The organism is Nocardia sp. PE-7, from assembly GCF_030486425.1.
Lineage (GTDB): Bacteria > Actinomycetota > Actinomycetes > Mycobacteriales > Mycobacteriaceae > Nocardia > Nocardia salmonicida_A.
Genome location: NZ_CP129614.1, coordinates 3,167,843 through 3,193,397, shown reverse-complemented (window position 1 = coordinate 3,193,397; position 25,555 = coordinate 3,167,843). Strand labels below are relative to the sequence as shown.

At 67.9% G+C, this 25,555-nt stretch carries 24 protein-coding genes and 1 pseudogene; 14 read left to right on the top strand and 11 right to left on the bottom strand.

From position 1 onward, the window contains the following. Positions 1 to 35: 35 nt before the first annotated feature. Positions 36 to 731 (top strand): GNAT family N-acetyltransferase, encoded by a 696-nt coding sequence (locus QX204_RS14960; protein ID WP_301907455.1) that lies wholly within the window; start codon positions 36 to 38, stop codon positions 729 to 731. Between the two features lies 1 nt (position 732). Here the strand turns inward: QX204_RS14960 and QX204_RS14955 are convergent, their stop codons facing one another. From QX204_RS14955 to QX204_RS14945, 3 genes are all read right to left on the bottom strand, one after another. Continuing rightward, positions 733 to 1,839, bottom strand: coding sequence for a glycosyltransferase (locus QX204_RS14955; protein WP_301907454.1), 1,107 nt, complete (start codon positions 1,837 to 1,839; stop codon positions 733 to 735). Positions 1,840 to 1,918: 79 nt separating this feature from the next. Beyond that, positions 1,919 to 2,575, bottom strand: coding sequence for a CPBP family intramembrane glutamic endopeptidase (locus QX204_RS14950; protein ID WP_301907453.1), 657 nt, complete (start codon positions 2,573 to 2,575; stop codon positions 1,919 to 1,921). 50 nt (positions 2,576 to 2,625) lie between these two features. Next, entirely contained in the window at positions 2,626 to 3,357 is a 732-nt protein-coding gene (locus tag QX204_RS14945) for an SIR2 family NAD-dependent protein deacylase (RefSeq protein ID WP_301907452.1), read from the bottom strand. A 134-nt stretch (positions 3,358 to 3,491) separates the two neighbouring features. On the opposite strand from QX204_RS14945, the gene QX204_RS14940 reads away from it, so the two are divergent. After that, positions 3,492 to 4,229: an SCO6745 family protein gene (locus QX204_RS14940; RefSeq protein ID WP_301907451.1), complete on the top strand. Its 738-nt coding sequence runs from the start codon at positions 3,492 to 3,494 to the stop codon at positions 4,227 to 4,229. Positions 4,230 to 4,234: 5 nt separating this feature from the next. Here QX204_RS14940 and ppk2 read toward each other — a convergent pair whose 3' ends face one another. Further along, positions 4,235 to 5,170: a polyphosphate kinase 2 gene (ppk2, locus tag QX204_RS14935; protein ID WP_301907450.1), complete on the bottom strand. Its 936-nt coding sequence runs from the start codon at positions 5,168 to 5,170 to the stop codon at positions 4,235 to 4,237. 200 nt (positions 5,171 to 5,370) lie between these two features. Between ppk2 and QX204_RS14930 the strand changes: the two genes are divergently transcribed. The 6 genes from QX204_RS14930 to QX204_RS14905 all read left to right on the top strand — a co-directional run bounded on the left by QX204_RS14930 (position 5,371) and on the right by QX204_RS14905 (position 13,231). Beyond that, positions 5,371 to 6,849, top strand: coding sequence for a sugar porter family MFS transporter (locus QX204_RS14930; RefSeq protein WP_301907448.1), 1,479 nt, complete (start codon positions 5,371 to 5,373; stop codon positions 6,847 to 6,849). 30 nt (positions 6,850 to 6,879) lie between these two features. After that, the gene (locus QX204_RS14925) at positions 6,880 to 9,237 is read left to right on the top strand and encodes a glycoside hydrolase family 65 protein (RefSeq protein WP_301907447.1); all 2,358 of its coding nucleotides are present in this window, start codon (positions 6,880 to 6,882) and stop codon (positions 9,235 to 9,237) included. Further along, the gene (locus tag QX204_RS14920; RefSeq protein ID WP_301907445.1) at positions 9,234 to 9,992 is read left to right on the top strand and encodes an HAD family hydrolase; all 759 of its coding nucleotides are present in this window, start codon (positions 9,234 to 9,236) and stop codon (positions 9,990 to 9,992) included. The genes QX204_RS14925 and QX204_RS14920 overlap by 4 nt, the downstream gene beginning before the upstream one ends. Positions 9,993 to 10,200: 208 nt before the next feature. Beyond that, a complete protein-coding gene (locus QX204_RS14915; protein WP_301907444.1) occupies positions 10,201 to 11,355 on the top strand; it encodes a hypothetical protein in 1,155 nt (384 codons plus the stop codon). Positions 11,356 to 11,498: 143 nt separating this feature from the next. Then, a complete protein-coding gene (locus QX204_RS14910; RefSeq protein WP_301907443.1) occupies positions 11,499 to 12,575 on the top strand; it encodes a metallophosphoesterase in 1,077 nt (358 codons plus the stop codon). Positions 12,576 to 12,613: 38 nt separating this feature from the next. Continuing rightward, positions 12,614 to 13,231 carry a class I SAM-dependent methyltransferase gene (locus QX204_RS14905; protein ID WP_301907442.1) on the top strand — a complete coding sequence of 206 codons (618 nt, stop codon included), beginning with the start codon at positions 12,614 to 12,616 and terminating at the stop codon, positions 13,229 to 13,231. A gap of 15 nt (positions 13,232 to 13,246) precedes the next feature. On the opposite strand, the gene QX204_RS14900 is transcribed toward QX204_RS14905, so the two are convergent. Together QX204_RS14900 and QX204_RS14895 are read right to left on the bottom strand one after the other, a co-directional pair. After that, positions 13,247 to 14,185, bottom strand: a complete 939-nt coding sequence (locus QX204_RS14900; RefSeq protein WP_301907440.1) for a sigma-70 family RNA polymerase sigma factor — start codon at positions 14,183 to 14,185, stop codon at positions 13,247 to 13,249. A gap of 10 nt (positions 14,186 to 14,195) precedes the next feature. Next, entirely contained in the window at positions 14,196 to 15,380 is a 1,185-nt protein-coding gene (locus QX204_RS14895) for an NAD(P)/FAD-dependent oxidoreductase (RefSeq protein WP_301907439.1), read from the bottom strand. Between the two features lie 207 nt (positions 15,381 to 15,587). On the opposite strand from QX204_RS14895, the gene QX204_RS14890 reads away from it, so the two are divergent. After that, a complete protein-coding gene (locus tag QX204_RS14890; protein ID WP_301907438.1) occupies positions 15,588 to 16,175 on the top strand; it encodes a TetR/AcrR family transcriptional regulator in 588 nt (195 codons plus the stop codon). A gap of 175 nt (positions 16,176 to 16,350) precedes the next feature. Here the strand turns inward: QX204_RS14890 and QX204_RS14885 are convergent, their stop codons facing one another. Beyond that, complete coding sequence (locus tag QX204_RS14885; RefSeq protein WP_301907437.1) at positions 16,351 to 16,857, bottom strand: hypothetical protein; 507 nt, start codon at positions 16,855 to 16,857, stop codon at positions 16,351 to 16,353. Between QX204_RS14885 and QX204_RS14880 the strand changes: the two are divergent. Next, positions 16,825 to 17,268 (top strand): annotated as a pseudogene (locus tag QX204_RS14880) (helix-turn-helix domain-containing protein); the annotation flags it as partial. The gene QX204_RS14885 and the pseudogene QX204_RS14880 overlap by 33 nt on opposite strands. A gap of 106 nt (positions 17,269 to 17,374) precedes the next feature. Continuing rightward, complete coding sequence (locus QX204_RS14875; protein WP_301908244.1) at positions 17,375 to 17,554, top strand: hypothetical protein; 180 nt, start codon at positions 17,375 to 17,377, stop codon at positions 17,552 to 17,554. An 83-nt stretch (positions 17,555 to 17,637) separates the two neighbouring features. Here the strand turns inward: QX204_RS14875 and QX204_RS14870 are convergent, their stop codons facing one another. Further along, the gene (locus tag QX204_RS14870) at positions 17,638 to 18,594 is read right to left on the bottom strand and encodes an endonuclease/exonuclease/phosphatase family protein (RefSeq protein WP_301908003.1); all 957 of its coding nucleotides are present in this window, start codon (positions 18,592 to 18,594) and stop codon (positions 17,638 to 17,640) included. A 177-nt stretch (positions 18,595 to 18,771) separates the two neighbouring features. On the opposite strand from QX204_RS14870, the gene QX204_RS14865 reads away from it, so the two are divergent. Both QX204_RS14865 and QX204_RS14860 read left to right on the top strand, forming a co-directional pair. After that, positions 18,772 to 20,133 carry a M20/M25/M40 family metallo-hydrolase gene (locus QX204_RS14865; RefSeq protein WP_301908002.1) on the top strand — a complete coding sequence of 454 codons (1,362 nt, stop codon included), beginning with the start codon at positions 18,772 to 18,774 and terminating at the stop codon, positions 20,131 to 20,133. A 21-nt stretch (positions 20,134 to 20,154) separates the two neighbouring features. Further along, positions 20,155 to 20,682, top strand: coding sequence for a YbhB/YbcL family Raf kinase inhibitor-like protein (locus QX204_RS14860; RefSeq protein WP_301907435.1), 528 nt, complete (start codon positions 20,155 to 20,157; stop codon positions 20,680 to 20,682). Between the two features lie 54 nt (positions 20,683 to 20,736). Here QX204_RS14860 and QX204_RS14855 read toward each other — a convergent pair whose 3' ends face one another. The 3 genes from QX204_RS14855 to QX204_RS14845 form a co-directional block, all read right to left on the bottom strand. Next, on the bottom strand, positions 20,737 to 22,560 hold the full coding sequence (locus tag QX204_RS14855; RefSeq protein ID WP_301907433.1) for an AMP-dependent synthetase/ligase: 1,824 nt from the start codon (positions 22,558 to 22,560) through the stop codon (positions 20,737 to 20,739). 132 nt (positions 22,561 to 22,692) lie between these two features. Then, complete coding sequence (locus tag QX204_RS14850) at positions 22,693 to 23,379, bottom strand: GTP cyclohydrolase II (RefSeq protein WP_301907431.1); 687 nt, start codon at positions 23,377 to 23,379, stop codon at positions 22,693 to 22,695. Positions 23,380 to 23,448: 69 nt separating this feature from the next. Further along, the gene (locus tag QX204_RS14845) at positions 23,449 to 25,014 is read right to left on the bottom strand and encodes a PfkB family carbohydrate kinase (RefSeq protein WP_301907429.1); all 1,566 of its coding nucleotides are present in this window, start codon (positions 25,012 to 25,014) and stop codon (positions 23,449 to 23,451) included. A gap of 141 nt (positions 25,015 to 25,155) precedes the next feature. On the opposite strand from QX204_RS14845, the gene QX204_RS14840 reads away from it, so the two are divergent. Next, complete coding sequence (locus QX204_RS14840; RefSeq protein ID WP_301907427.1) at positions 25,156 to 25,551, top strand: hypothetical protein; 396 nt, start codon at positions 25,156 to 25,158, stop codon at positions 25,549 to 25,551. The last annotated feature ends 4 nt before the right edge of the window (positions 25,552 to 25,555 follow it).

Here is a 25,555-nt window from a genome sequence, read left to right as displayed (position 1 = left end):
GTTTCGAGGTCGGGCTCGGTGGCTAGGAGGGTGTGGTGACGGTCGACGTCGAGATCGCGGTACATCCGCTGGATGATCCGGTGCGGGCCTCGTTGCGGGGGGAGCACAGTCGGTTCGCGCACTGGACGGGGCGGATCGGGCAGTATGAGCCGGAGGTGGCACGGTTCGTCGGGCATCCGGCAGTCCTGGACGCGCAGGACTGGGCTGATCTGGGGACTGTGCTCGGGTCGGGTGGTAGTACTGGGCTCCGCGGGTTGGGACATGTTCTGCCGCCGGAGTGGACGGTGCTCGCCGAGTTCGACTCGGTGCAGATGGAAGGTGCGGGACTGCGGGTCGCCGCCGATCCCGAGCTCGAAATACTGACTGCCGCTGATGTTCCCGAGATATTGGAGCTGATCGCGCGGACCGAACCGGGACCCTACGCGCCGCGCACCATCGAGATGGGCACCTATCTGGGGTTGCGGGTTCAGGGTCGGTTGGTGGCGATGGCGGGCGAGCGGCTGCATCCGCCGGGATGGACTGAGATCAGCGCGGTGTGCACCGACGCCGAATTCCGGGGGCGTGGGTTCGCGTCGCGGTTGATTCGGGCGGTCGGGGCGGGAATTCGGGCGCGGGGTGAGACGCCGTTTCTGCATGCGGTCGCGCACAACACCTCGGCGATCAGCTTGTACGAGACCTTGGGTTTCACCGTACGGAAGAAGTCGAAGCTGACGCTGGTCCAAGCCCCGTAGCTCAATGGGTCGGTGTGACCAACTGTGTCAGCTCGTCGGCGATCTCGCTGACGTCGGGCATCGCGGCGATCTCGGCGGCGACCTCACCAGCGTTGCACGCCAGGTCGGGATCCTCTATCAGGGTATTGAGATGGTCGGCGGTGATCGAGCGGGCAGGCACCGAAAGTCCGGCGCCGCGTCGCTGCACCGCGAGGGCGTTCCAGGCGCGATCCCCGGGGGCGGGAGTGGCGATCTGGGGCACGCCCGCGTGCAGGGCGGCATAGACCGAGCCTGCACCCGCGTGGTTTACCATGGCCGTGCAGTGGGGCAGGGCTTCGTGCAGGGCGATCCAGCCGGTCGTGTGGATGTTCGCGGGAAGTGTATTGGTGCGCACCGTCTTTCGATCGGGCCGCACGATGACGATGTCGGCATCGACGTAGGGGGCCGCGCGCACGATCGCACGCAGCATCGTGTCCGGACCATCCCCGAGCATGGTCGAACGGGTGACGAGAATGCGCCGACGAGTCGACGGTTCGCGCAGGAACGCGGGTGTGGCCGCACCAGGGGTGGAGTACGGGGTGTAGCGCAGCGGGCGGCCCTCGACCCGGACGATGCTGGGCGGAGCGATCGACAAGGTGGTCACCGGTGCGGGCAGAGCGGTGTCGGTGAGCAGGCGCAGCAGTTCACGGCGGATGAAGGTGCCGTTGTCGAGGGCGATGTTGTGCAGAACCGTGGGGACCCCGAGCCGATCGGCGGCGATCGCCGCCGCCGAGGCGAACGGCTCGTGCACGATCACGTCCGGCCCGAACTCGCTGGCCGCACGCAGCAGCGGCTCGATCATCGGCCGATTGGTGACGGCGAAAACGTGGGCACCGCCGCGCGCGTCCGCCATCCCCTTGCCCGAGCGCCACGCCAGCACCGGATGGCTACCCAGCCCGCGCACCGCGGCACGCAGATAGTCGATCGGCGGGGCGACATCGGCCACCGGCAGCTGTGCGCGCACCACCGCGGCGGCATCGCCGCCGGTAGCCACCATGACCTCGTGCCCACGCTCGCATAACTGCTGTGCCAACGGCATCATCGGGAAGAGATGCCCGATCAACGGCATGGCCACGAACAGCACTCGCATCCGGTCTCCGTCATCGCATGGCGGCCGCGGGCTCGGCCTGTCTCAGTGATACGAAGCCACCGCACCGATGGTTCAACGACTACGAGACCGCGGCGCCGTGATAGAAGAAGTCGCCCAAGCCGACCGTGAACACCAGGATGCCGTAGAGGGCGTGTTCGACCGAGGTGGTGAGCAGCGAGCGGGTTCGCTGGTACCGGATCGCGAACAGAACACCCGCCGCGGCGCTCAACAGCACCGAGATCCAGTTGCCGACGACGAAATGGGCGACACCGAACGCGGTAGCGCTGGCGGCGATCATGCGCGGACCGTCGCCGAAGACCGGGGCGTAGCGGTGGAAGAGGAACGCGCGAAAGAGCAGTTCCTGCGGATAGACGCTGACCAGTGGGTAGAACACCAGGACCAACACCCAGATCAGCGGACGTTCGCGGGGCAGATCGAACAGGAAGTCGGGGCGCAGCAGGGCTACCGCGGCAGCGAGGGCGACAGCCGAGACCGCCCAGAGCGCGAGGATGCCGGGCAGAGCGGGCCGCAGCGCGTCGGCTCGCCAGAAACACTGGCGGTCGAAGCCGGTGCGGCGCAGGTAGATCACGATGCCGACGGTGATCACCAGCAGGAACGGCAACGGGCCGACACCGCGCAGCAGCACCGCGTACAACCCGGTGAGGCCGAAGAACAGGGCGACGAATTCGACTGTGAGCCACACCTTCCGGCTGTTGATGCCGGTGTCGACGGTCATGCACCCGAGCCTAAGTGGTGTCGGCGTACAGCGCTGGGGCGCGGGTGGGCCTAGCGGTGCTCGGCCAGCGTCGCCAGCACGGCGGGCAGGGCGGTGCCGATGGGTTCGCGGATGATCTCGTCGGCGAGGTCGTCGTAGGGGGTGGGTTCGGCGTTGACGATGATCAGGCGGGCGCCGTGTTCGGCGGCGACACCGGCCAGCGACGCGGCGGGCTGGACCTGCAGGCTGGTGCCCACTGCGATGAAAACGGTGCAGGCCTGGGCGATCGCCATGGCGTGCCCGAGCACCTCGGGGTCGAGGGCCTGGCCGAACATGACCGTCGCGGTTTTGAGGATGCCGCCGCAGCGCAGACAGGCCGGGTCGGGTTCGCCCGCGGCGATGCGGTCGAGGGCCTGCTCGGTGGTGGTGCGGTCATCGCAGGACGTACACAGCACGGTGCGGGCGTTGCCGTGCAATTCGAGGACTGCGCGGTCGGGCAGGCCGGCGAGCTGGTGTAGCCCGTCGACGTTCTGGGTGATCACGCGCACCGCTGTGCCGGTCGCGGCCAGCGCGGTGACTGCCTCGTGCGCGGGATTGGGCCGTGCGCGCCAGGCGGGGTGTTCGCCGCGCATCAGCCAGGATCGGCGGCGGATGTCGGGATCGGCCATGTAGTAGTCGTAGGTGACCAGCTTCTGGGCGTCGGGGTCGCGCTGCCACAGGCCGGCCGGGCCCCGGTAGTCCGGGATTCCGCTGTCGGTGGAGACACCCGCGCCGGACAGGATCGCGGCGAGCTGGTTGGTCATGGGTTCCAGGGTAGGGCGGGTCGATGACCGCGGTCGACGGGATTCGGGTCGTGGTGTCGGCGAAGGGACTGTCGCATCTGACTATTGGGAGCTAAAGTCTGCCTGGAGTGGACAACAGCGGAAGGTGGCAGACGATGACGTCGGCAGCGGTCAAACAGCAGGTGCTCGAACTCGGTGGGGCATTCATGATCTCGCGCGAGGCCAGGGTGTTCGGAAAGGCGACCGGAGTGGCCGGGTTCCACGGCGCCTACACCCGCGGACGGGGCGGGGTCCTCGGCGATGTCGACGCCGACGTCGTGACCGCGGCGTTCGGATTCTTCGAACCCGCGGTGGTGCGGGCGGCGTGGGAATCGGTGCCGATGCCCGCCGCCGACGCCGCGCAGGGCTACATGCACGCCTGTCGCGACTTCGGACAGCGCAAACTCGCCGACTTCGAACACTCCGACCGGCTCGCCGAGTTGCTGCGACGCGTAGTCGACGCCGCGCCCTGCACCGGGGTGCCGTTGTTCGCCGGGTGGCGGGCGATGCCGGTACCGGCGGACGGACGGGCCGCGGTCTCGCAGCTCACGCACGTGCTGCGCGAACTGCGCGGCGGCCTGCACCTGGTCGCGGTGCTGGCCAACGGGCTCACCCCGCTGCAGGCGATCCTGGTCGCGGGATCACCGATCGCCGACGGACCCGGCCACGCGAAATTTCTGGGCTGGGCCGAACCATTCGAGACGGTCACCGACGATGTGCGGGTGCGCTGGGAGGCCGCGGAGAAGTTGACCGACGAACTGATCGCACCCTGCTTCGAGGTCCTCGACGAGTCCGAACGCGACGAACTCGGCGCGCTGATGCTGCAAGCGCACCGCGTTGCCTTGAGCCGCTAGAACGTTCAGGAACCGATGACGTCGCGCCCGCGGCCCACGATCAGTGGGTCGGCGGTGCCGACGATCTCGAAATCCTTGTTGTCGTAGTCGAACCCGCTCAGCACATGCCGCATCGCGTTGAGCCTGGCGCGCTTCTTGTCGTTGCTCTTGACCACGATCCACGGCGCGTGGTCGGTGTCGGTGTGTTCGAAGTTCTCTTCCTTGGCCGCGGTGTAGGCATCCCACTTGTCGAGGGAGGCCAGGTCCATCGGCGAGAGCTTCCAGTGCCGCACCGGGTCGACCTGGCGGATGGCGAAGCGGGTGCGCTGTTCGAGCGGGGACACCGAGAACCAGAACTTGACCAGGTCGATGCCGTCGTCGACGAGCATCCGCTCGAACAGCGGTACCTGCGCGAGGAACCGTCGATGTTGTTCGGGCGTGCAGAAACCCATCACCCGTTCGACACCGGCACGGTTGTACCAGGAACGGTCGAACAGCACGATCTCGCCCGCTGCGGGCAGGTGCTCGACATAGCGCTGGAAATACCACTGGGTCGATTCGCGCACGGAGGGCTTCTCCAAGGCCACCACCCTGGCCCCGCGCGGATTGAGGTGCTCCATGAACCGTTTGATGGTGCCGCCCTTGCCCGCGGCGTCACGACCCTCGAACACGATCACCACGCGGCGACCGGTCGCCTTGACCCAGTTCTGCAACTTCAACAATTCGATCTGCAGCAACCGCTTGTCGAGGTCGTATTCCAGGCGGGAGAGCCGCTCGTCGTAGGGGTAGCCCTCGCGCCAGGTGTCCACGCGCAGCCCGCCGGGTTCGGTGAGCAGGATCGGATCGTCGTCGTCGCTGTCGTCGACGGTGAATCCGGTGGTGTCGGTCAGGTTCACGACGGTCGCGAGATCGGCGATCTCGCTGACATCACGGGGGATCGGGCGAATCTCGACATCGGTCATCCCTGCGACGCTAAAGGGTGTGCGTGTCGCTCAGATGAACACGCGGTGCCCGCCGGAGCGAAGCCCCACGACGGCAACACGGCGATATGGGCTCGATATCGTGCGTTCCTGCAGTTGGCACCGCATTCGGGGCACACTGTGAGCTGATTCACGCTGCTACTCGCGAGGCAATGATGCCCGCCGTGGAGAGGATGAAGCCGATGCACGATGGAGGCGCCTTCACCGCCCAGCCCGTTCCTCCCGACGGCGACGCATCGTCGAGCAGCCGCGTGATCCGGATCGCCTCCGTCGCGGCGCTGGGTGGATTGCTGTTCGGCTTCGACAGTGCCGTGATCAACGGCGCGGTCTCGGCGATCCAATCCGAATTCGATGTCGCCGACGCCGTTCTCGGCTTCGCTGTGGCCTCCGCGCTGCTCGGCGCCGCCGCCGGTGCGATGACCGCGGGCCGGATCGCCGACCGCATCGGCAGGCTCAAGGTGATGAAGATCGCCGCGGTCCTGTTCTTCGTCAGCGCGGTGGTCACCGCTTTCGCGCCCAACGTCTGGATCCTGGTCATCGGCCGCGTGATCGGCGGTGTCGGTGTGGGCGTGGCCTCGGTGATCGCCCCGGCCTACATCGCCGAGACCTCACCCGCGCGCATCCGCGGCAGGCTCGGATCCCTGCAGCAGCTCGCCATCGTGCTCGGTATCTTCTTGGCGCTGCTGGTGGACTTCGTGCTGGCCCACCTCGCGGGCGGTGCGAGCGAGACGCTGTGGTTGGGGCTGGAAGCGTGGCGGTGGATGTTCTTGTCCATGGTGGTGCCCGCCGTGGTCTACGGGGTGCTGGCCTCCACGATTCCGGAATCGCCGCGCTATCTGGTGGCCACCCACAAGATCCCCGAGGCGCGGCGGGTGCTGTCGATGCTGTTCGGCGAGAAGAACCTCGAGGTCACGATCGGCCGCATCGAGGAGAGCCTGCGCAGCGACACCAAGCCGTCCTGGAAGGACCTGCGCCGTCCCACGGGCGGGCTCTACCCGGTCGTCTGGGTGGGTTTGATGCTGTCGGTGTTCCAGCAGGCGGTGGGCATCAACGTGATCTTCTACTACTCGAACGTGCTGTGGGAGGCCGTCGGCTTCGAGGAATCCCAGTCGTTTGCGATCAGCGTGTTCACCTCGGTGGTCAACATCGCCACCACCGTGGTCGCGATCCTGCTCATCGACAAGGTCGGGCGCAGACCACTGCTGCTGACCGGCTCGATCGGCATGACCGTCACGCTGGCCACGATGGCGATCTGCTTCGGCAGCGCCGATCAGGTGCCCGACGCCGAGGGCGTGCTGGAACCGCACCTCGACGGAGCGCTCGGTCCGATCGCACTGGTCGCGGCCAACCTTTTCGTCGTCTTCTTCGGCATGAGCTGGGGCCCGGTGGTGTGGGTGCTGCTCGGTGAGATGTTCCCCAACCGGATCCGCGGCGCCGCACTGTCGCTGGCCGCGGCGGGTCAGTGGGCGGCGAACTGGGCGATCACCGTCTCCTTCCCCAGCTTGAAGACCTTCTCGCTCGGGTTCGCCTACGGGATGTACGCGGTGTTCGCGTTGCTCTCGCTGGGTTTCGTCGCCAAGTTCGTGCCCGAGACCAAGGGGATGACCCTCGAGGACATGGACGAAGCCACCGGCTACGAACGCCCCACCGCCGGCGCCTGAGCCCACCCGCCCGACGAGGAAGGCAGCGCGATGTATCTTCTCGGTCCCGACGGCGCGCGGCGAGCACCGGCCCGACCCACCCCGGCGAACTGGTCGGTGGTCGAGGACGGCTGGAACCCCGCGCGCGCCAATTACTTCGAGTCGATCTTCACCGTCGGCAACGGGCGCCTCGGCACCCGCGGGTCGCTCGAAGAGCGCCACACCGGGGCGTTGCCCGGCACCTTCCTCGCCGGTGTCTACGACGCCTACGACTCGCCGGTCATCGATCTGGTGAACGCGCCGGATTGGCTCGACAGCGAGGTCTTCGTCGACGGCGTTCGCCTGGACACCGAGTCGGCTCGCGTCATCGAGCACCGTCGCGAACTGGATCTGCGCCACGGGGTTCTGCACCGCGACACCGTGTTCGCGCTGACGGACGGTGCGCGGGTCCGGCTGCGGACCCAACGGTTCGCCAGTACCGCCGATCGCGACCTGTGCTGTCTGCGGATCGAAGTGAGCTGTCTGGATCAGCGGGCAACGGTGACGGTGCGAACCGGTATCGATGCCAACCGGCGCAATCTCGAACGGTTGCCGACCTATCGCGAGCAGGCCACGTTCGGCCATGAACGCAAGTGGGACAAGTGGGCCAAGTCCACCCACCTGGCCTCGGTCGGTGCGGGATTCGACGGGGAGATCGGCATCGTCGAGAGCCGCACCATCGACAGCGGGGTCGATCTGGCCTATGCCTTCACCTGCGCGGCGACCGGTCGGCGGCATCGGCGACGGGCCCGACACGACGCCGTCGAGATGGAATGGGAATTCGACACCGCCGCAGGCGAATCCGTGCGGGTCGACAAACTGGTCGGGATCGCCACCAGCCGCGACTACCGGGCACAGAACACGCCGCGAGAGCGCGCGATGGCCACCCTCGCGCGGACGAGCTCCTACGATGCCGCCGCGGCGGCGAACCGGGCGGCGTGGGATCAGGTATGGGCCGTCGCCGATTGTGAAGTGCTCGGCAACGATCGGGTCACCCAGGCGCTGCGATTCGCGATCTATCACCTGCTCATCGCCGCCGACCCCGACGACCCGACCGTGAGCATCGGGGCGAAAGCGCTGTCCGGCGAAGGCTATCGGGGCCATGTCTTCTGGGACACCGAGGTGATGTTGCTGCCGTTCTTCCTGTTCACCCAGCCGCGTGCCGCCCGCGCGCTGCTGGGCTACCGCCACCACACCCTGCCCGGCGCGCGGGAAGTGGCCGCCGAGAACGGAACCGGCGGCGCGCGCTTCGCGTGGGAATCGGCCGACACGGGGCGTGAGGAATGTCCGCAGTACACCCCCGACGGCAAGGACCGTTTCTACACCCGCGAAGAGGAACTCCACATCACCGCCGATGTGGCCTACGCGATCGTGCGCTATGCCACCGTCACCGGCGACGACGACTATCTGTTCGGTGAGGGCGCCGAGATCCTGTTCGAGACAGCCCGTTTCTGGGTGCAGCGGTGCGCCGAGGAGGGCGATCGGCTGGTGATCCGGACGGTGATGGGACCGGACGAGTTCCACTCCCACGTCGACAACAACGCCTTCACCAACAAGCTGGTGCACTGGCACCTACAGCAGGCGGCGGCGGTCTTCGCACGGATGTCGCGAGAACGGCCCGAACAGCTGGGCGAGCTCATGGCCTCGATCGGGCTCGATGAGGGCGAACCGGCGCAGTGGCTCGCCGCCGCGGACCGGCTGCGGGCACCGACCGATCCCGACTGCGGGGTCATCGAACAGTTCGACGGCTATTTCGAGCGCACGGTCGTGCCCATTGTCGAGTGGGACGACAACGATATGCCGCGATATCCGCTCGGCTACACCCCTTTCGACTGTGAGACCACCTCACTGCTCAAACAGCCCGATGTGGTGATGCTGCTGCACATGCTGCCCGACGAATACTCGCTGGAAACCCGGCGGCTGAACTACGAGTTCTATGAGCAGCGCACGCTGCACAAGTCCTCGCTGAGCCCGTCGATCCATGCCATCGTGGGCTTACAGGTGGGCGATTCCCGCACCGCGGAACGGTATTTCGGGCGCTCGGCGTTCGTCGACCTCGACGACAACCAGGGCAATACCGAAGAGGGAATTCACATCGCGTCCGCGGCAGGCAGCTGGCAGGTCGCCACGCACGGTTTCGGCGGCTTCCGGGCCACCGCCGACGGGTTGCGTTTCGCGCCCACGCTGCCGACATCGTGGCAACGATTGCGGTTCTCGGTGCATTGGCGCGGGCGCACGGTGCGCGCCGACCTCGGGAACCGGGACGCGCGGTTCGAGCTGGTCGGCGAGGGGCCCGCCGCGCAGATCACCGTGTGGGGCAAGCCGGTGACACTGCAACCCGGTGTCGTGGTCGAGGTCGTGGCCTCATGACGGGCGTCTTCGACGCGCAGGCAGTGCTGTTCGATCTCGACGGCGTGCTCACCGACACCGCGGCGGTGCATCGGCGGGCGTGGTCGGCGCTGTTCACCGAGTTCTTGCCCAGGGTCGCCCCCGACGCGGCTCCCTACACCGACGCCGACTACTTCGCGCTGGTGGACGGCAAGGCGCGCGCGGCCGGGGTGCGGTCGGTGCTCGGCTCCCGTGGTGTGACAGTGCCGGACGGGACATCGCAGGATCCGCCCGACGCCCAGACCGTGTACGGGCTGGGCAACCGCAAGAACATTCGCTTCACCGAGATCATCGGCAGCGACGGCGTCGAGGTGTTCGACGGGTCGTTGCGTCTTCTCGACGCGCTCGCCGCGGCCGGTATCCCGATGGCGGTGGTGTCGAGCTCGCGCAACGCGGTGCTGGTGTTGGGGACCGCGGGGCTGCTGGACAGGTTCGCGGTGATCGTCGACGGTGTCGTGGCTCAGGACGAACATCTCGCGGGCAAACCGGCGCCGGACATGTTCCTCACGGCCGCACATGTTTTGGGGGTGGACCCGGTGCGCACGGTGGTGATCGAGGACGCGGTGTCGGGGGTCGAGGCGGGGCGTCGGGGCGGATTCCGGGTGATCGGGGTCGACCGGGGGATCGGAGCGGCGGCGTTGTGGGCTGCCGGGGCCGACGTGGTCGTCAGCGACTTGGCGGACCTGCTCGAGGATCGGATCGAGCGGCGCAGGCCGGCGACGTCAGGGAACATCTGAGTTACTCGACGTAAACTGAACGTGTGTCCAAGTTGGGCAAGTGTTCATGCGAACGGGACTGTTTCGGAAACCGAGCGGCAATAGGTTCGGATCGCACGATTCACCCTGTCGCCCCCTTGGTCGGAGATCACCGCGCATGCGAATACCCCTGCCCCGCCACGCCCTATCTTGCGTCGGTTCACTCACCGCACTGGCCCTTGTGACGGGCATGGCGCTCGCACCCGGCACCGCACAGGCGGAGGCTTCCCAGACGCTGGCCGCGACGCCGATCAGTGACGGCGAGACCCTGTGTGTCAGTGGCGCACCGACTTTCGACGATGTGGTGACCGCCGCGGCATCGGTGCTGCGCGGCACCGTCGGGCCCGCGCAGTTGCTCGCCTACGACCGCCAGGTCGCCGATTTCCGGGCCGGGATCGCCGCGCTGCGGGTGCATCGCGACGGGCTGCCCATGCGCCCCGAGCAGGTCGGCACGCGACCGTCCGAACTCGACGATCCGATCGTGACCTACCTGGTGAACGGCCTGGACGCGGTGCGCACCGGGCGCATCGACGAGACGATGTCGGTCTCGCAGCTGAGCGTCAACGACGCCATCGAGGTATTCATTTTGGCGACCGGCATCGTCAAGATCCCGGCCAAACTCGTCGCGGGCATGGTGCCCACCGTCGGAATATTCCTCGAGCCGGTGGTCGGTGCGATGTTCACCGGGACCAAGGCGCTCGCGCGCGCGGTGCAGAACTCGATCGACGCGGGCTGTGTGGCGCCGAATGTGTACCCGCCGCTCGAACTCAGCGAACCCGTCATCGAGCCCGTGCACGTACCCCAACCGATCGAGGACCTGGCCGCGCTGGTCATGAACGCCGACGGCACCTGCACACCCGTCGCCGAACTGACCCTGGCCGCGGTCGTGGAGCGCACACGGGACTTCCTCGACAGTGGAGCCGTAGCTGTGGACCGCGTCGCGATGCACGAGGCCGCCGACGCACTGCAGGAATTCCTGGCGAGCAACCGGGTGGCCGAAGTGATGTTGATGCGTCGCGCCGACGACCTGGGCCCGCTGGTCGAGGCCCTGGATCTGGGTCCGCTGACCTTCCTGGCCAACCTCGGTGCCGACCTCGCCGCAGGCACGGCCCTCGACACGGTGCCGTTGGCGCAGGTCCAGGTCGAGAACGCCTTCGACCTCGCGACCCTGACCCTCGACATCACCAGCCTGCTGTTCTCGGCGGGCACCACCGTCGCCGGGTTCGCCGGAGTCGCCGACACCGTCACCACGCCGCTGTCGATCGTGCAGAAACTGGTGTTCGCGCCGACCGACTACGGCGCGCCGATCGTGCGCGGTGTCATCCAATCGATGTGCGCGGTCTAGGCCTGGCTCCGCGTCGTCGACATGCGCACGAGGCTGACGATCGCTGCGCCGGTGTGCCCGTTAGGCTGCGGCGGCATCGCGATCATGTCACTGTGCTTCGATCAGGTCAGTTGTCCAATAGAGCCACAACCCAGAAGGTGACCATGCACGATCAGTTCTCGTCCGGAATCGGCCGTCGTGAAGTGCTGGCAGGCGCCGCCGGTGTCGTCGCGGGATTGTCGCTGGTCGGGCTCACGCCCGCGGCGGCGGTGCCCGCCGAGGTGCCCAAGTTCGCGCCCAAGGCCGACCGCAGCGTCCGGGTGCTGGTCACCGGTGACGCGGGCACCGGCACCCGCACCCAGTGGGCGGTGGCCGACGCGGCACGAGAATTCCACGCACGCCGCCCGTTCTCGCTCGCGGTGGGGCTGGGCGACAACATCTACGACACCGGACCCAACGGCCCCGACGACGAACAGTTCGCCACGAAATTCGAGAATCCCAATGCGGGACTGGACTTTCCGTGGGCCATGGTGCTCGGCAACCACGACACCAGCTCGGTGTTCCCCGGTGACGGCGGCTGGTTGGCGCGCGGCAACTTCGAGGTGGCCTACCACGCGAAGTCGTCGCGCTGGTGGATGCCGAGCCGCTACTACTCGGTGCGCGTGCCCGAACAGAACCCGGTCGTGGAGTTCTTCGTGCTCGACATCAATCCCCTCGCGGCCTACATCCCGCCGTTCCTCGACCCGTACTGGGCCGTCGACGGGCCGTACATGAACGAGCAGCGCGCCTGGCTCGACACCGCGCTCGCCGAGTCCACCGCGCAATGGAAGATCGCCTGCACCCACCAGGCCTACATCAGCAACGGCCCGCACGGTGACGCGGGCAATTACGAGGGTCTGCCGGTGGAGCCGATCAACGGCGTCCACGCCAAACGGTTCTTCGAAGACCATGTGCTGGGCAAGGTGTCGTTTCTGCTCTCGGGCCACGACCACACCCTGCAGGTGCTCGAACCGACGCCGGCGACGAAGGGCACCCGCCAGATCGTGTCGGGCGCGGCGGGCAAGACCTCGGGCGGTCAGCCGCATCTGACGACCGGTGGGCACAGCGCGCTGTTCGAGACCCAGCACGAACTGGGGTTCATGGTCATGGACCTGACCGCGGACTCGGTGAACCTGACAGTGCTCACCGTCGACCCCGCCTCGGGCGCGAGCACAGAAGTCTTCCACCGACGACTCGGCTGAAGCTCGACCGCCGGTGGCAGCGGGAGGATGATCGAAGGATGGGCTTCTACACCGACCGGATCCTCCCGCACCTCGTCGACAAAGTCTGCGGCGTCGCCCAGAACGGGCCGCTGCGTGAGCGAACCTGCGCCGGATTACACGGCACCGTGCTCGAAGTGGGCTTCGGGTCGGGCAACAACATCGGGTTCTATCCCGCCGCGGTGGAGCGGGTCGCCGGGGTCGAGCCCGCGCAGGCCGCGTGGAACATCGCCGCCAAACGTGTTGCGGCGAGCGCGATTCCGATCGAACGCGCCGGTCTGGACGGTCAGTCGCTGCCGTTTCCCGACGCCGGTTTCGACACCGCGCTGTCCACCTTCACCCTGTGCACCATCCCCGATGTCGCGACCGCACTCGCCGAGATCCGCCGGGTACTGCGACCCGGCGGCACCCTGCACTTCGTCGAACACGGACTCGCGCCGGAGGAGTCGGTGCAGGTCTGGCAGCACCGACTCGACCCGATCCAGCAGAAGATCGCCGGCGGCTGTCACCTCAACCGCGACATCGCGGGCCTGATCATCGACGCGGGCTTCGAGATCACCGAACTCGACCGGTTCTACCAGCCGGGCGCCCCGAAAGCCCTGGCGGCGTTGTCGGTCGGCGTCGCGGCACGTCGCTGAGACCGACCCGGCCGATCACCACGATTCGACCAGCGGGGCGTCATGTTCGCTGCGCACCCAGGCGTCGGTGATGCGGCCGAGTCGGTGCGGTGCGGCGATGCTACGCATGCTCGCGATCTTGTCCGCGCGCATCTCCAGGATCGCGACGCCGAGGACTCGATCGCCGAGGCTGACCAGCACGGCCGGGCAGCCGTTGACCACGACGGCATGGATCGAGGGTGAGCCACCGACGAGGCGGCGTTTGGCTTCGGTCGGTGCGAACCCGGCCCGTACCGCGCCGGCGAGGCGCTGCGGGCTCGCGTACCGGATCAGCGTGGTGGCCAGACCCCCGACACCGTCGGAGATCCCGGTCGCGTCGTCGGTCAGTAGCGCGATCAGCCGATCGGTGCGACCCGAGGCGGCAGCGTCGACGAACGCTTCGACGACGCGCCGCGCGGCACTGTGATCGAGGTCGGCGCCGATGCGCGCGACGGTGATTCGCCCCCGGGCACGGTGGAGGTGTTGCTGACTCGCGGAGACGGTGAGGTCGAGGATCTCGGCGATCTCGGCATGCCGGTACGCGAAGGCCTCGTGCAGCACGTACACCGCGCGCTCGGTCGGTGAGAGCCGTTCCATGAGCGTCAGCACCGCCAGGGTCACCGATTCGCGCTGCTCGACGGTGTCGGCCGGGCCGAGCATCGGGTCACCGTCGAGCAGCGGTTCGGGCATCCAGGTGCCGACCGCGCGCTCGTGGCGCGTCTTCGCCGACCGGAGCCGGTCCAGTGCCAGGTTGGTGACGATTTTGGTCAGCCACGCCTCCGGCACCTCGACGTAGTCGCGATCGGCGGCCTGCCAGCGCAGGAACGCGTCCTGGACCGTGTCCTCGGCGTCGGCGGCCGAGCCGAGCAGACGGTAGGCGATCGAGGCCAGCCGGTGACGGCTGGCCTCGAAACGCGCCACGGTGGCAGTGTCCATGAGCACGACTCTAGGTCGGAACCACGACGTGGGGCCGATCGGTGTTCGCGCGGTATCGCCGACTCGGCATGCCGAAGGTCGGGTGGCTCAGGCTCCACGGGTTGACCCCGAGGATCGCGGCTTTGAGGCGGGCGGCCGTGCGGCCACGCAGGGCCCACGACTTCGAGCGCGCGTCACCGTCGACCACCTGGAAGATCGCGTCCTCGCGGCCGAGGCTGATGTGGTTGCCCACATACGACAGCGAGGTCGTCGAGATCTTGCGCCCGGTCAGATCCCCGACGATCGTGGCGGCGGCCTGCATGCTGGTGAATCCCGCGGAAGCGCACGACATCGGCAACGGCAACCCGTTGTCGCCGATGACGAAAGCGCTGTCACCGGCGACGTAGACATCGGGGTGCGAGACCGAGCGCATCTGCCGATCGACCGTGATCTGCCCGTTGGGCTCCACCACCAGAGCGCTGGCCACAGCGATCGGCTCCACGGCGAAACCGGCGGCCCACACCGTCGCAGCAGCGTCGAAAACGGTGCCGTCGGCGGCCACCGCACCCGCGGCCTCGACCCGCACGATGGTGGTGTTCTGCTCGACCGTGATGCCGAGCCGGTCGAAGGCGGCCAGCAGGTGGGCGCGGGCCTTGCCGCCCAGCCAACCGCCGAGCTCGCCACGGGTGACGAGACCGACCGCCAGCTCGGGGTGGGATTCGGCGATCTCGGTGGCGGTCTCGATCGCGGTCAGGTTCCCGCCCACCACCACGACCTTCGCCTTCGCGCCCAGCTCGTCCAGACGGGCGCGCAACCGCAGCGCAGCCGGGCGTGAGGCCACATGGAAGGCGTGCTCGGCGACGCCGGCGGTGCTGTGGATGTCGGCGGTACTGCCGAGCGAGTAGAGCAGGGTGTCGTATTCGAGCTTGTCGATGCCTTCGCTGCCGGTGAGAGTGACAGTGCGGTGCTCGACGTCGAGACCGGTCACCCGCGCGACGCGCAGCCGGATCCCGGTGCCCGCGAACACATCCGCCAGCGGCCGTCGGGGCAGATCCTGCCCGGCGGCGAGCTGATGATTGCGCAATCGCTCGGCGAAATCGGGGTCGGCGTTGACGACGGTGATCGCGAAGTCGTCGGAATGGAGTCGGCGGGCCAGCAGTCCGGCGGAGAATGCTCCGGCGTAACCGGCCCCGAGGACGACGATACGGTGCTTCATGAGTGGCTCCTAACTGGTTCGCGTGGTGTCTGAACGAGACAGCCGCCGAAACCCTGACAACACCAGTCTGTGATGTGGGTCACGCTCGGGTGGTGCGTGAGGTAGCCACGGTCGGCATCGAGGACGCCTCCGCACCCTCGATGCTGGACCGGCCCACCGGCCCGTATCAGAGCATTCGCTCTAGCGTGTTAGCTCTAATCTGGTGGCGTGAGCGAGCAGATGCCGACGAGTACCCGCGAACGCCTGGTGACCGCGGTCGCCGAACTGATGCGCGCACACGGCTACAGCGCGATCACCGTCAAACAGATCACCGCCGCCGCCGAGGCGCCGATGGGGTCGCTCTACCACCACTTCCCGCGCGGCAAAGTGCAGATCGCGGCCGAGGCGTTGCGCAGCACCGGCGCGGCCTACATCCAGCTGCTGATCCTGCAGATGGATGCCCACGCGGATCCGCGGGTGGGGGTGCCCGCCGCGTTCGAGGACGCCGCGACCAGGCTCGAGGAGTCCGGGTGGAGAAACATGTGTCCGGTCGGCACCGTCGCGGGGGAGATCGCCGACAGTGAACCGGCCTTGCGAGAAGTCGTCGCCGAGGTGATGGGGGACTGGATCGACCAGGGCGCGAGGTATTTCGTCAACCGCGGGGTCGAGGAAGTCGCGGCGCGCGAGCTGATCGTGGCGATGCTGTCGGCACTGGAAGGGGCGTTCATCCTGGGACGCGCACTGCGTTCGGCCGAACCGTTGCGTGCGGTGGGTCAGGTGATGGCGACGCGGGTACAGGTGATGCTCGCCGGATAAGGGCGCTGTCGTCGATCGCGGATCACCCGCCACGCCACCGTAGCGGTGTCACGGGCCCTGTGACACGGCAGTGGTTGCGCGAGTGGATATCTCATCACGCGCCGGGGTGCGTTCCGGTGACCTCGCGGGTCATGTGAGGGTGACGGAGATGATGATTCGCCCCTCGGGTTCTGAGTCAGCGGGTCGTCGAGGCGATGGCCTCGATCTCGCGGACCGCGTCGGCGATGGCACCGAAGTCCTTGCGCAGGATCGCGCCGTGGTTGCTGGCGACCTTGGCGCTGATGCGAATATCGGAGTTGCGGTCGAGCACCGCGTCGAGGTCGGCACGGATCTTCTCCTGCTCGTCGCCGCGGCTGCCGAACGAGGTTCCCGAGGCGACCACGTAGCGCACCGGTGCGGTGATGGCGTCGAGTACCGGGCCGAGTGCGGCGACGCTGGAGAGCTTGCCGAGTTCGATATTGCTGTCGGCCTGCTGCTGGGCGGTCAACCGGGGCGCCAGACCGGTCGGGCGAGCCAACGGCAGCACCCAGCTCAAACGCTTGAACAGTGTGCGAATGCGCAGCTCCATGGCCTCGTCGAGCCAGTCGTAGGGGAACGCGCCGTCGACGAGGACCGCGCCGAGTGCGCCGTCGGACCGGTTGACAGAGAGGTGACCAGCAGCGATGCCCGGAGGCAGACTCACCGACGCGGACCGTCAGCGCATCGCCGCGGACTCGCGCAAGGACTCGGCTACGCCGAGATCGGGCGGACGCTGGACCGACCCGCCTCGACGATCATGCGCGAGGTCACCCGCAACGGCGGCCCCGACGACTGCCGCGCCGAACGCGCGCAGGCAGCCACCCAGCAACGCGCCCGCCGCCACAAACAGACCCCGCCCGCAACGCCGCCGATTCCCGACGCCGGCTACGGGCGCGACCCCCGCGCGGTCAGCGAGTTCACCGAATCGTTCACCGCGCTGCTCATCGAACAGGGTCTGCCCCGGATGGAAGCCAGAGTGCTGGCCTGCCTGCAGATCACCGACTCCGGGGCGCTCGCGGCCGCCGAGTTGGTCGCGCGACTACGCGTGAGCCCCGCCTCGATCTCGAACGCGGTCGCCTTCCTCGAACAGCAGGGCATGCTGCGACGAGAACTGGTCCCCGGCCAACGGCGCGAACGCTACCTCGTCGACGACGACATCTGGCTGCGCAACCTCGGTCCAGATGCAGAACTCGTTGTCGGCCATGACCCAGCGCGGAGTCGAGATCCTCGGGCCCGACACTCCCGCCGGCGCCCGCTTCGAACAATCCGCCGAGTTCGTCGCCATCGTCGGCGCGGCACTGCGCCAGGCGATGGAGCAGTGGCGAGTGCGCTTGGCCGAACGCAGCGCCGACCGCCAGTAGTGACCCGCCGAGCACCCACCACGGTGCGCCGGGGTCGTCTCCGTTGCGAGGAAAAGTGCTCTGCGACAGCCGAATACCGGTGTCTAACGGTCAGCTGTGAGGACGATCCGGGCAACCAGCGCTCGGTGATCGGCGCCGGGAAGAGCGACCGTTTCGACGCTGGTGGCACGCGCGTTCGCGAGCAGGAAATGGTCGATGCCCACCAGCGGTGGAACGGCTTTGTCGGTCGGGTAGGTGACCAGGTGACCCGCGCCCGCTTGGACCGCGGCATCGGCGAACCGCCCGGATGCCATGGCGCGGAAACGGGCATGGTCATAGGTGGCGTTGAAGTCGCCGCCGACGATCGCGGGGCGGTCGGTGGGGGACCGGTGCAAGATCTCGTGGAGGCGGGCGAGTTCGTCGGCCCAGACGCCGGTGTCGTAGACGGGCGGGACGGGATGGAAGGCGTAGACCGCGACCGGCCCGATCTCGGGGACGGTCGCGGTCGCCGAGATCTGGTTGAGGACATAGCCGTCATATTCGACGGTGTCCGACAACGGGAATCGGCTCCAGATGCCGGTACCGCTGGCCGTCTGCCCCGGAGCGAGGTAGCGGTGGGGCAGCAACTGGTCCAAGCCGGCCCCGGACAGGGCCTCCACGGCCGGGCGGGTGAGCTCGTTGACGGTGAGGATCGCGATGTCACGGGCGCGCACCTGGTCGACGAGCGCGCCCGGATCGGCGCCGTCGAAGAGCAGATTGGCCTGCATCGCCACGATCGGATGCCCGTCACCACCGGTCTGGGCCACATACAGCGGCACCTGGGTCGCGATCCCCGCGCCCGCCACCACCACCGCCACACCGGTCGCGATCCACTGCCTGGTCGCGGCGAAACCGACGACGCCGAGCACCGCACCGCCCATCAGATAGGGCGCCCCCGACGCTGCCAGGACCAGTGGTTCGGCGGGCCACCGGGTGAAATGCAAGGCCACCCCCGCGGCCCCGGCCAGCGTCGCCGCCGCTGCCACCAGACCGACACCGCCCCGAACAATCTGCGCTCTCACCGCGCCAGCCAAGCACGCGACGGAGACGCAGGCGAATTCGTCCTCGACTATGGCGGCCGCGAAGGCGGATCCGGCGGAGTTTCGCTCACGCCGAGTCTGTGCGGCGAGCAGCGGCGCAAGCGTCGCGAGCAGGGCAGGTGGCGCGAGAGGTGCGCGAATGGTGGTAGGAAAGGGGGCGTGTCGGCATCTGGCGAGAATTCTGGTTCGAACGGGCGGTCCCGCGCGGAGGACGAGGTGGTGGATCTGGTCAGCAAGCTGATCCAGTTCGACACCTCCAACACCGGCGAGCTGTCCACCACCAAAGGTGAGAAGGAGTGCGCCGAGTGGGTGGCGCGACAATTGCACGAGGTCGGCTACGAGACCGAATACGTCGAGTCGGGTGCGCCCGGACGCGGAAACGTGTTCGCACGGTTGAAAGGCGCCGATTCGAGTCGTGGTGCGCTGATGATCCACGGGCACCTCGACGTGGTGCCGGCCGAGGCCGCTGACTGGAGCGTGCACCCGTTCTCGGGTGCGGTGCGCGACGGTTACGTCTGGGGGCGCGGCGCGATCGATATGAAGGACATGGTCGGGATGACGCTCGCCCTGGCCCGCCAGTTCAAAGCCGAAGGCACGATCCCGCCGCGGGATCTGGTGTTCGCGTTCCTGGCCGACGAGGAGAACGGCGGCAAATGGGGCTCGCAATGGCTGGTGGAGCACCGGCCCGACCTGTTCGACGGCGTCACCGAGGCCGTCGGTGAGGTCGGCGGTTTCTCCCTGACCGTGCCACGCCCCGACGGCACCGAACGTAGGCTCTACCTGGTCGAGACCGCGGAGAAGGGCCTGGGTTGGATGCGGTTGCGCGCCAAGGCCCGCGCCGGACACGGATCGTTCCTGCACGAGGACAACGCCGTCACCATCCTCGCCGAAGCGGTCGCACGCCTTGGCCGCCACACCTTCCCGGTGGTGCTCTCGGATTCGGTGGCCGAATTCCTCGCCGCGGTGAGCGAGGAGAGCGGGCTGGCATTCGACCCGCACGGACCCGATATCGAAGGCCAGCTCGCCAAACTGGGCACCATTTCGCGCATCATCGGCGCCACCCTGCGCGACACCGCGAATCCGACGATGCTGCAGGCCGGATACAAGGCCAACGTCATCCCGCAGACCGCCGAAGCCGTGGTCGACTGCCGGGTGGTACCGGGACGGCAGGCAGCGTTCGAACGCGAGGTCGACGAGCTGATCGGACCCGACGTGGAGCGGGAATGGATCACCAAGCTCGACTCCTACGAGACCACCTTCGACGGCCACCTCGTCGACGCCATGAACGACGCGGTGCTGGCCCACGATGCCGACGGGCGCACCGTGCCCTACATGCTCTCCGGCGGCACCGACGCGAAAGCGTTCGCGCGCTTGGGAATCCGCTGCTTCGGCTTCGCGCCGCTGCAGCTGCCGCCCGAGCTGGACTTCACTGCCCTGTTCCACGGGGTGGACGAGCGAGTTCCGGTGCAATCACTGGAATTCGGCACCCGGGTGCTGGAACATTTCCTTCTGCACAGCTGACCTCGACTGGAAAGGTCCTTTATGAGCTACAACCCGTATGACGCGCTGCCGACGGTGCCGTCGTTCACCGTCACTTCGGCCGACATCACCGACGGTCAGCCCTTGGCCGACGATCAGGTCTCGGGGGTGTTCGGCGCCGGCGGCAAGGACATCTCGCCGCAGCTGAGCTGGTCGGGATTTCCCGAGGACACCCAGAGTTTCGCGGTGACGGTCTACGACCCCGACGCACCGACCGCGTCCGGGTTCTGGCACTGGGCCGTGGCGAATATCCCGGCCTCGGTGACCTCGCTCGCTGCCGGCGCCGGCAGCGAGGGCGGGAGCTTGCCCGCCGGTGCGGTGAGTTTGCGCAATGACGGCGGTTTCCCCGGCTTCGTCGGTGCCGCACCGCCCAAAGGCCATGGCCCGCACCGGTATTTCGTGGTCGTGCACGCCGTCGACGTCGCCGAACTGGAAGTCGGACCCGACGCCACCCCCGCCTACCTCGGGTTCAACCTGTTCTCCCACACCCTGGCCAGGGCCACCCTGATCGGGACCTACGAACAGAACTGACAACAGACAACAGCGGTGGCCCTGAGACTTCCAGGGCCACCGCTGTTTTCGTCACTACTTCACGTTGATGACATGCTCGGGCGGGGTCGCGGCGTAGAGCTCGGTGATGGTCTCGGCGTACTTGTTCGAGATCGGGGTGCGCTTGAGCGACATCTTCGGGGTCAGCTCGTCACCGCCGGGCTCCCACAGGTTCTCCACGATCACGAAACGCTTGATCTGCTCCACCCGGGAGAGTTTGCGGTTGCCCGCCAGCACTGCTTCCCTGACCTCGTCGACGATCTCCTTGCGCCGGGCCAGCTCGGCGTGGGTGGCGTCGGTGGCGCCGAAGTCCTTGGCGCGCAACGCCGCGACATCGGGATCGAGCATGATCAGGGCGGTGATGTAGGGGCGGGCCTCACCGATCGCGACGGCCTGTCCGATCATCGACGAGGCCGCCTTCATGGCGTTCTCGATATTGGAAGGGGCGATGTTCTTGCCCGCTTCGCTGATGATGAGTTCCTTCTTGCGATCGACGATGCGCAGATAGCCGTCGGCGTCGAGGGTGCCGATGTCGCCGGTGTGCAGCCAGCCCGCGTCGTCGATCGCCTCGGCGGTCTTGTCGGGCATGTTGCGGTAGCCGGGGGTGATGATCGGGCCACGGATGAGGACCTCGCCGTCGGCGTCCAGACGCAGCTCCACACCGTCCATGACGCGTCCGACCGAGCCGGGGCGCGGCTTGTCGATCTCGGTGAAGGTGCCCACGCCCGCGGTCTCGGACATTCCCCACACCTCGCTCACGGCGAAGCCGAGGCCGAGGAAGTACTCGAGGGTCTCCGGCGGCACCGGCGCGGCACCGGACGCGGCGACCTTGAGTTCGGCGAATCCGAGCGCCTCGCGCAACTTCGACAGCACCAGCGCGTCGGCGATCCTGTGCTGTACGCCGAGCAGCAGTGAGCTCTCACCGGCCAGCTTGGCTTGGGCCTGCGCGACACCGACACCGATCGCCCAGTTCGCGAGCGCCTTCTTGACCGGGCTCGGCTCGACGGCGAGTTTGTTCTCGATCCCGGCCTTGATCTTCTGCCACACCCGCGGCACGCCGAAGAACACCGTCGGGCGGGCATCGGGCAGGGCGGCGGCGATCTCGCGCGGATCGGTGACGGTGGTGATCTGGATGCCGGTGAGCAGGCTCATCGCGTGCGCGGAGATGCGGTCGGCGACGTGCGCGGCGGGCAGATACGACACTGCGCGGTCGTCGAAGCCGACCGGCAGCGGACCCGAGACCAGGCCGACGACCTGGGCGATCACATTGCTCTGGGTGAGCTCGACGCCCTTGGACGGGCCGGTGGTGCCGGAGGTATAGATCAGGGTGGCCAAATCGCCGGACTGCACCGCCTGCCAGGCCGCGTCGAAATCGAAGTCCGGTTCCGGATCGGATTCGAGCTGAGCCAAGGTGATGGTGCCCTCGGCGGTGCCGTCGACCACGACCGTGTGCTCGACCGAAGTACCCGACGCGCGCAGGGTGTCGAGGAACGCCTGCTCGGTGATGACCACCTTGTTGCCCGCATTGGCGAACACGTGCGCGATCTGGTCGGTGGAGCTGGTGTTGTACACCGAGAACGGGACAGCGCCCAGGTGCAGGACCGCGGTGTCGATCAGGTTGAACTCGGGACGGTTGGTGAGCATGATGCCGACCGTGTCGCCGCGTCGCACGCCGAGCTTGGCCAAGCCCGCGGTTAGTGCACGCACCCTCGTCGCATACTCGGCCCAGGTGATCTCCTGGGTGCCACCGACCGTGCGCAAGGCGATCTGGTCGGGCCGCAACGCGGCGGTTTGCTGGAAGGCGGCGGGCACGGTGTGCACCGTGACCCCGGATGCGTGCGCGAGACCGATGTCAGTCATATCCCTTGTTCCCATAGGCCGAGCTGGATACCGAACCGATGCGAGTGAAACCATCTCGTTATCTCGAGATGGAGACGTCAGCAGTGGCGTGGCTCACTCATCGTAACCGGACATACGGGATTGTGAGGGGGGTTACCCGCGAGCCCGTGGCCGCCACCACGACCGCACCCGCGCCGATGCCTCGTCGTCGGCGAGCGGATCGGCGGGGATGGTGTGCTGGCGTTGGCGTCGTTTGGCCTGCAGGTATTGCCTGCCGCGCGAGGATTGCAAGGCGATGGTGAGGGCGATGGGCTCGACGGTGATCCCGGCCTCGGTCAGTGCCCGGCACTTGTCGGGGTTGTTGGTGAGCAACCGGACCCGGGTGAGATCGAGCTCGCGCAGTGCGCGCGCGGCGGAGTCGTAGCGGCGGGCGTCGGCGTCGAGGCCGAGGCTTCGATAGCTGTCGAAGGTGTCGGTGCCGGACTGTTCGCTTTCGCGGTAGCCGCGAGCTTTCCAGATCAAGCCGGCGCCGCGTCCCTCCTGCTCGAGGTAGACGAGAACGCCGGAGCCCTCGGCCTGGATGCGGTCCATCGACTCGGTCAGTTCCCCGCCGCAGTCGCAGTCGTCGGAACCCAGCCCCTCGCCGTAGAGGCAGCGTGAGTGCACTCGAACCAGGCAGCCGTCGTGCGGTTCACCGAAGACGAGCAGGTGTCCGCCGTCGCGAGGGTCGGGGATCTCGATGACCCGGATCGGCAGTTGTGCGCCATGACGACCCAGCCGGTGTGCGGTGTCGGCACCGGCTCGCCCGGTTCTGGCACTGCCGAACGACAGAATGGTCAACGATCCTCCGTGCGTGGACAGGCGATACCGGACAGGGGCGAGCCTCGACGGCGCGACTTTACCCCCGGATCAGGCCGACGGCGCGTACAGCCGCACGATGCGGTCGATCTCGGCGACACCGGGCATCGACACCGCCACCGCGCCCAGATTCTGGGTGGGAATCATCGCCGCGGTCGCCCACACGAAATCGGTTGCGGTGAGCGGGGTTCGGGAGTTGACGAGTCGATAGGCCAGCGCCCCGGTGAAGGCGGCCGCGGCCCCGACCGAGGCTTTGAGCACCTGCGGGAAATAGTCGATCACGGTCTCGACCGTGTCGGAGGCGACGACGCAGCGGAAGTTCTCGACCGTGCAGACGGTGCCGACGCCGAGCCCGCGCAGCAGCCGGGCGATGTCGTCGGCGGATTCGGCGGGCACATCGGGCAGCAACGCGTCCAGATCCGTGGCGGCACCGACGAGGTAGTCGACCGCCCCCAGGTACTGGTAGAGGCTCTGCGGCACCGGCATCGACGGCGTCGGGCACACGATGACGGGCGGTTTGGGCCGCATCTGCGCCACCGTCGACAGCACCTGCTCGATCACCGAGGGGGGTGGTTCGAAGCTCAGGATCACCGCGTCGGAGGCTTCCAGCGCGGCGCGCAGTTCCGGGCGGTGCAGGTCTTCGTCCTGGAGTTGGACGCGGCTGTCGCGGCAGCCGATGATGCGGGTCTCGCCGTTGGGGGTGATCACCACCGCGGTCACCAGCGACGTCGCGAACGGCACGACCTTGACCAGGTCGAGAGCCACTCCCTCGGCTTCGACGAATTCGAGGATGCGGCGGCCGTATTCGTCACCGCCGACCGCGCAGGCCAGGTGCACGCCGATGCCGAGGCGGGCCGCGGCGACGGCCCGATTGAGTCCTTTGCCGCCGGGGTGGCCGGTGAAGGTGCCGCCGGCGGCGTTGTCGGCGTCGGGGAAGGCGTCGACCCGGTAGAGGTGATCGATGACGGCGTCGCCGAAGACGGTGACGACACCGTGCCGGTCGGGTGCGGCGGTGGGCTGTGTGGCCGACGGCGCGGCCATGGGATAACCGGAATCGGTGGCCAGCAGCCCAGCCAGTGCGGTGAAGGCGCTGTGTTCGGCGACCGTGCGCAACCGTTTGACCGTGGGAGCTTCGGGAACGGGGTCGACATCGAGCAAGGTGTGCAGGGCAACCCACTGCTCGGTCAAGGCCTCTCGACGTTCCCCGAGGTTATCTGCATACAGGCGTTCGATATCGATACCCACGCCGGACCGGTCCCGGAACAGTCCCAGGGAGAGCGCCGCGTCCACGATCAGCCGGTCCGTCGGCGCCAGCCACTGGGTGACCTCGCGCACCACGGGCAGGATCGATGCCTCGACGGTGACTCCGGTGCGGCGGGCATGTCGGCGCACCGACAGCAGCTCCAGCAGCGGCGCAGCGTCGATCTCGGTGTGGCGCAGGCGTTCTGCGTTCAACCCCGCGTACTTGCCCAGTCTGGCCAGGATGCTGCGGATCGCGGCGACGCGGGCATCCTGGGGAACCATCGACATGCTGCCTCCCGTCCACTTCTCGACGCCGCCGCTCACCGGATCGGGGCGGACGCCGCACTGCGATCGCCACATTGCCGGGTTTGCCACGCCCGAAATCTGGCAATTACCTACTAACAATGGCAATTGACCAAGATAAATGGCAAATGCCACACTGGATTACGGGGAGTAGATGCCCCGCCAGACGCTCGGGGAGGGCGCAGCGCCCCCACCGGGGAAGGCAGGTCCACGATGGTCATTCATGGCACCGACGACACGTTACGCAGCGACCGCACGCCGGAATTCGCCCAGCGAACCGACACCGGCGGCTGGCGATTGAGCTGGTTGCCCGAATACACCCTCAGCCGTGAGCAAGCCTGGGCGGGCATGGAACTCGACGAACTCGTCAGTGACCTGGATGCCGTGCACGACCGACTCGCCCACGCCGAGATCAGTGCCCGCGCCGACGTGCTCGGCATCATCTGGCAGCAGGCGCTGATCAAGCTCGCCAAGCGCATCGACGCCCGCCGACGCGGCGACGACGCGGCCGCGGGGGAGTCGTTCCACGATCCACCGGCACCGTTGTCGCGGCTACGCCCGGCGCGACCGAGGCGCGAGGATCGGTCGCCCCAGGCGTACTACGGCTGAGATC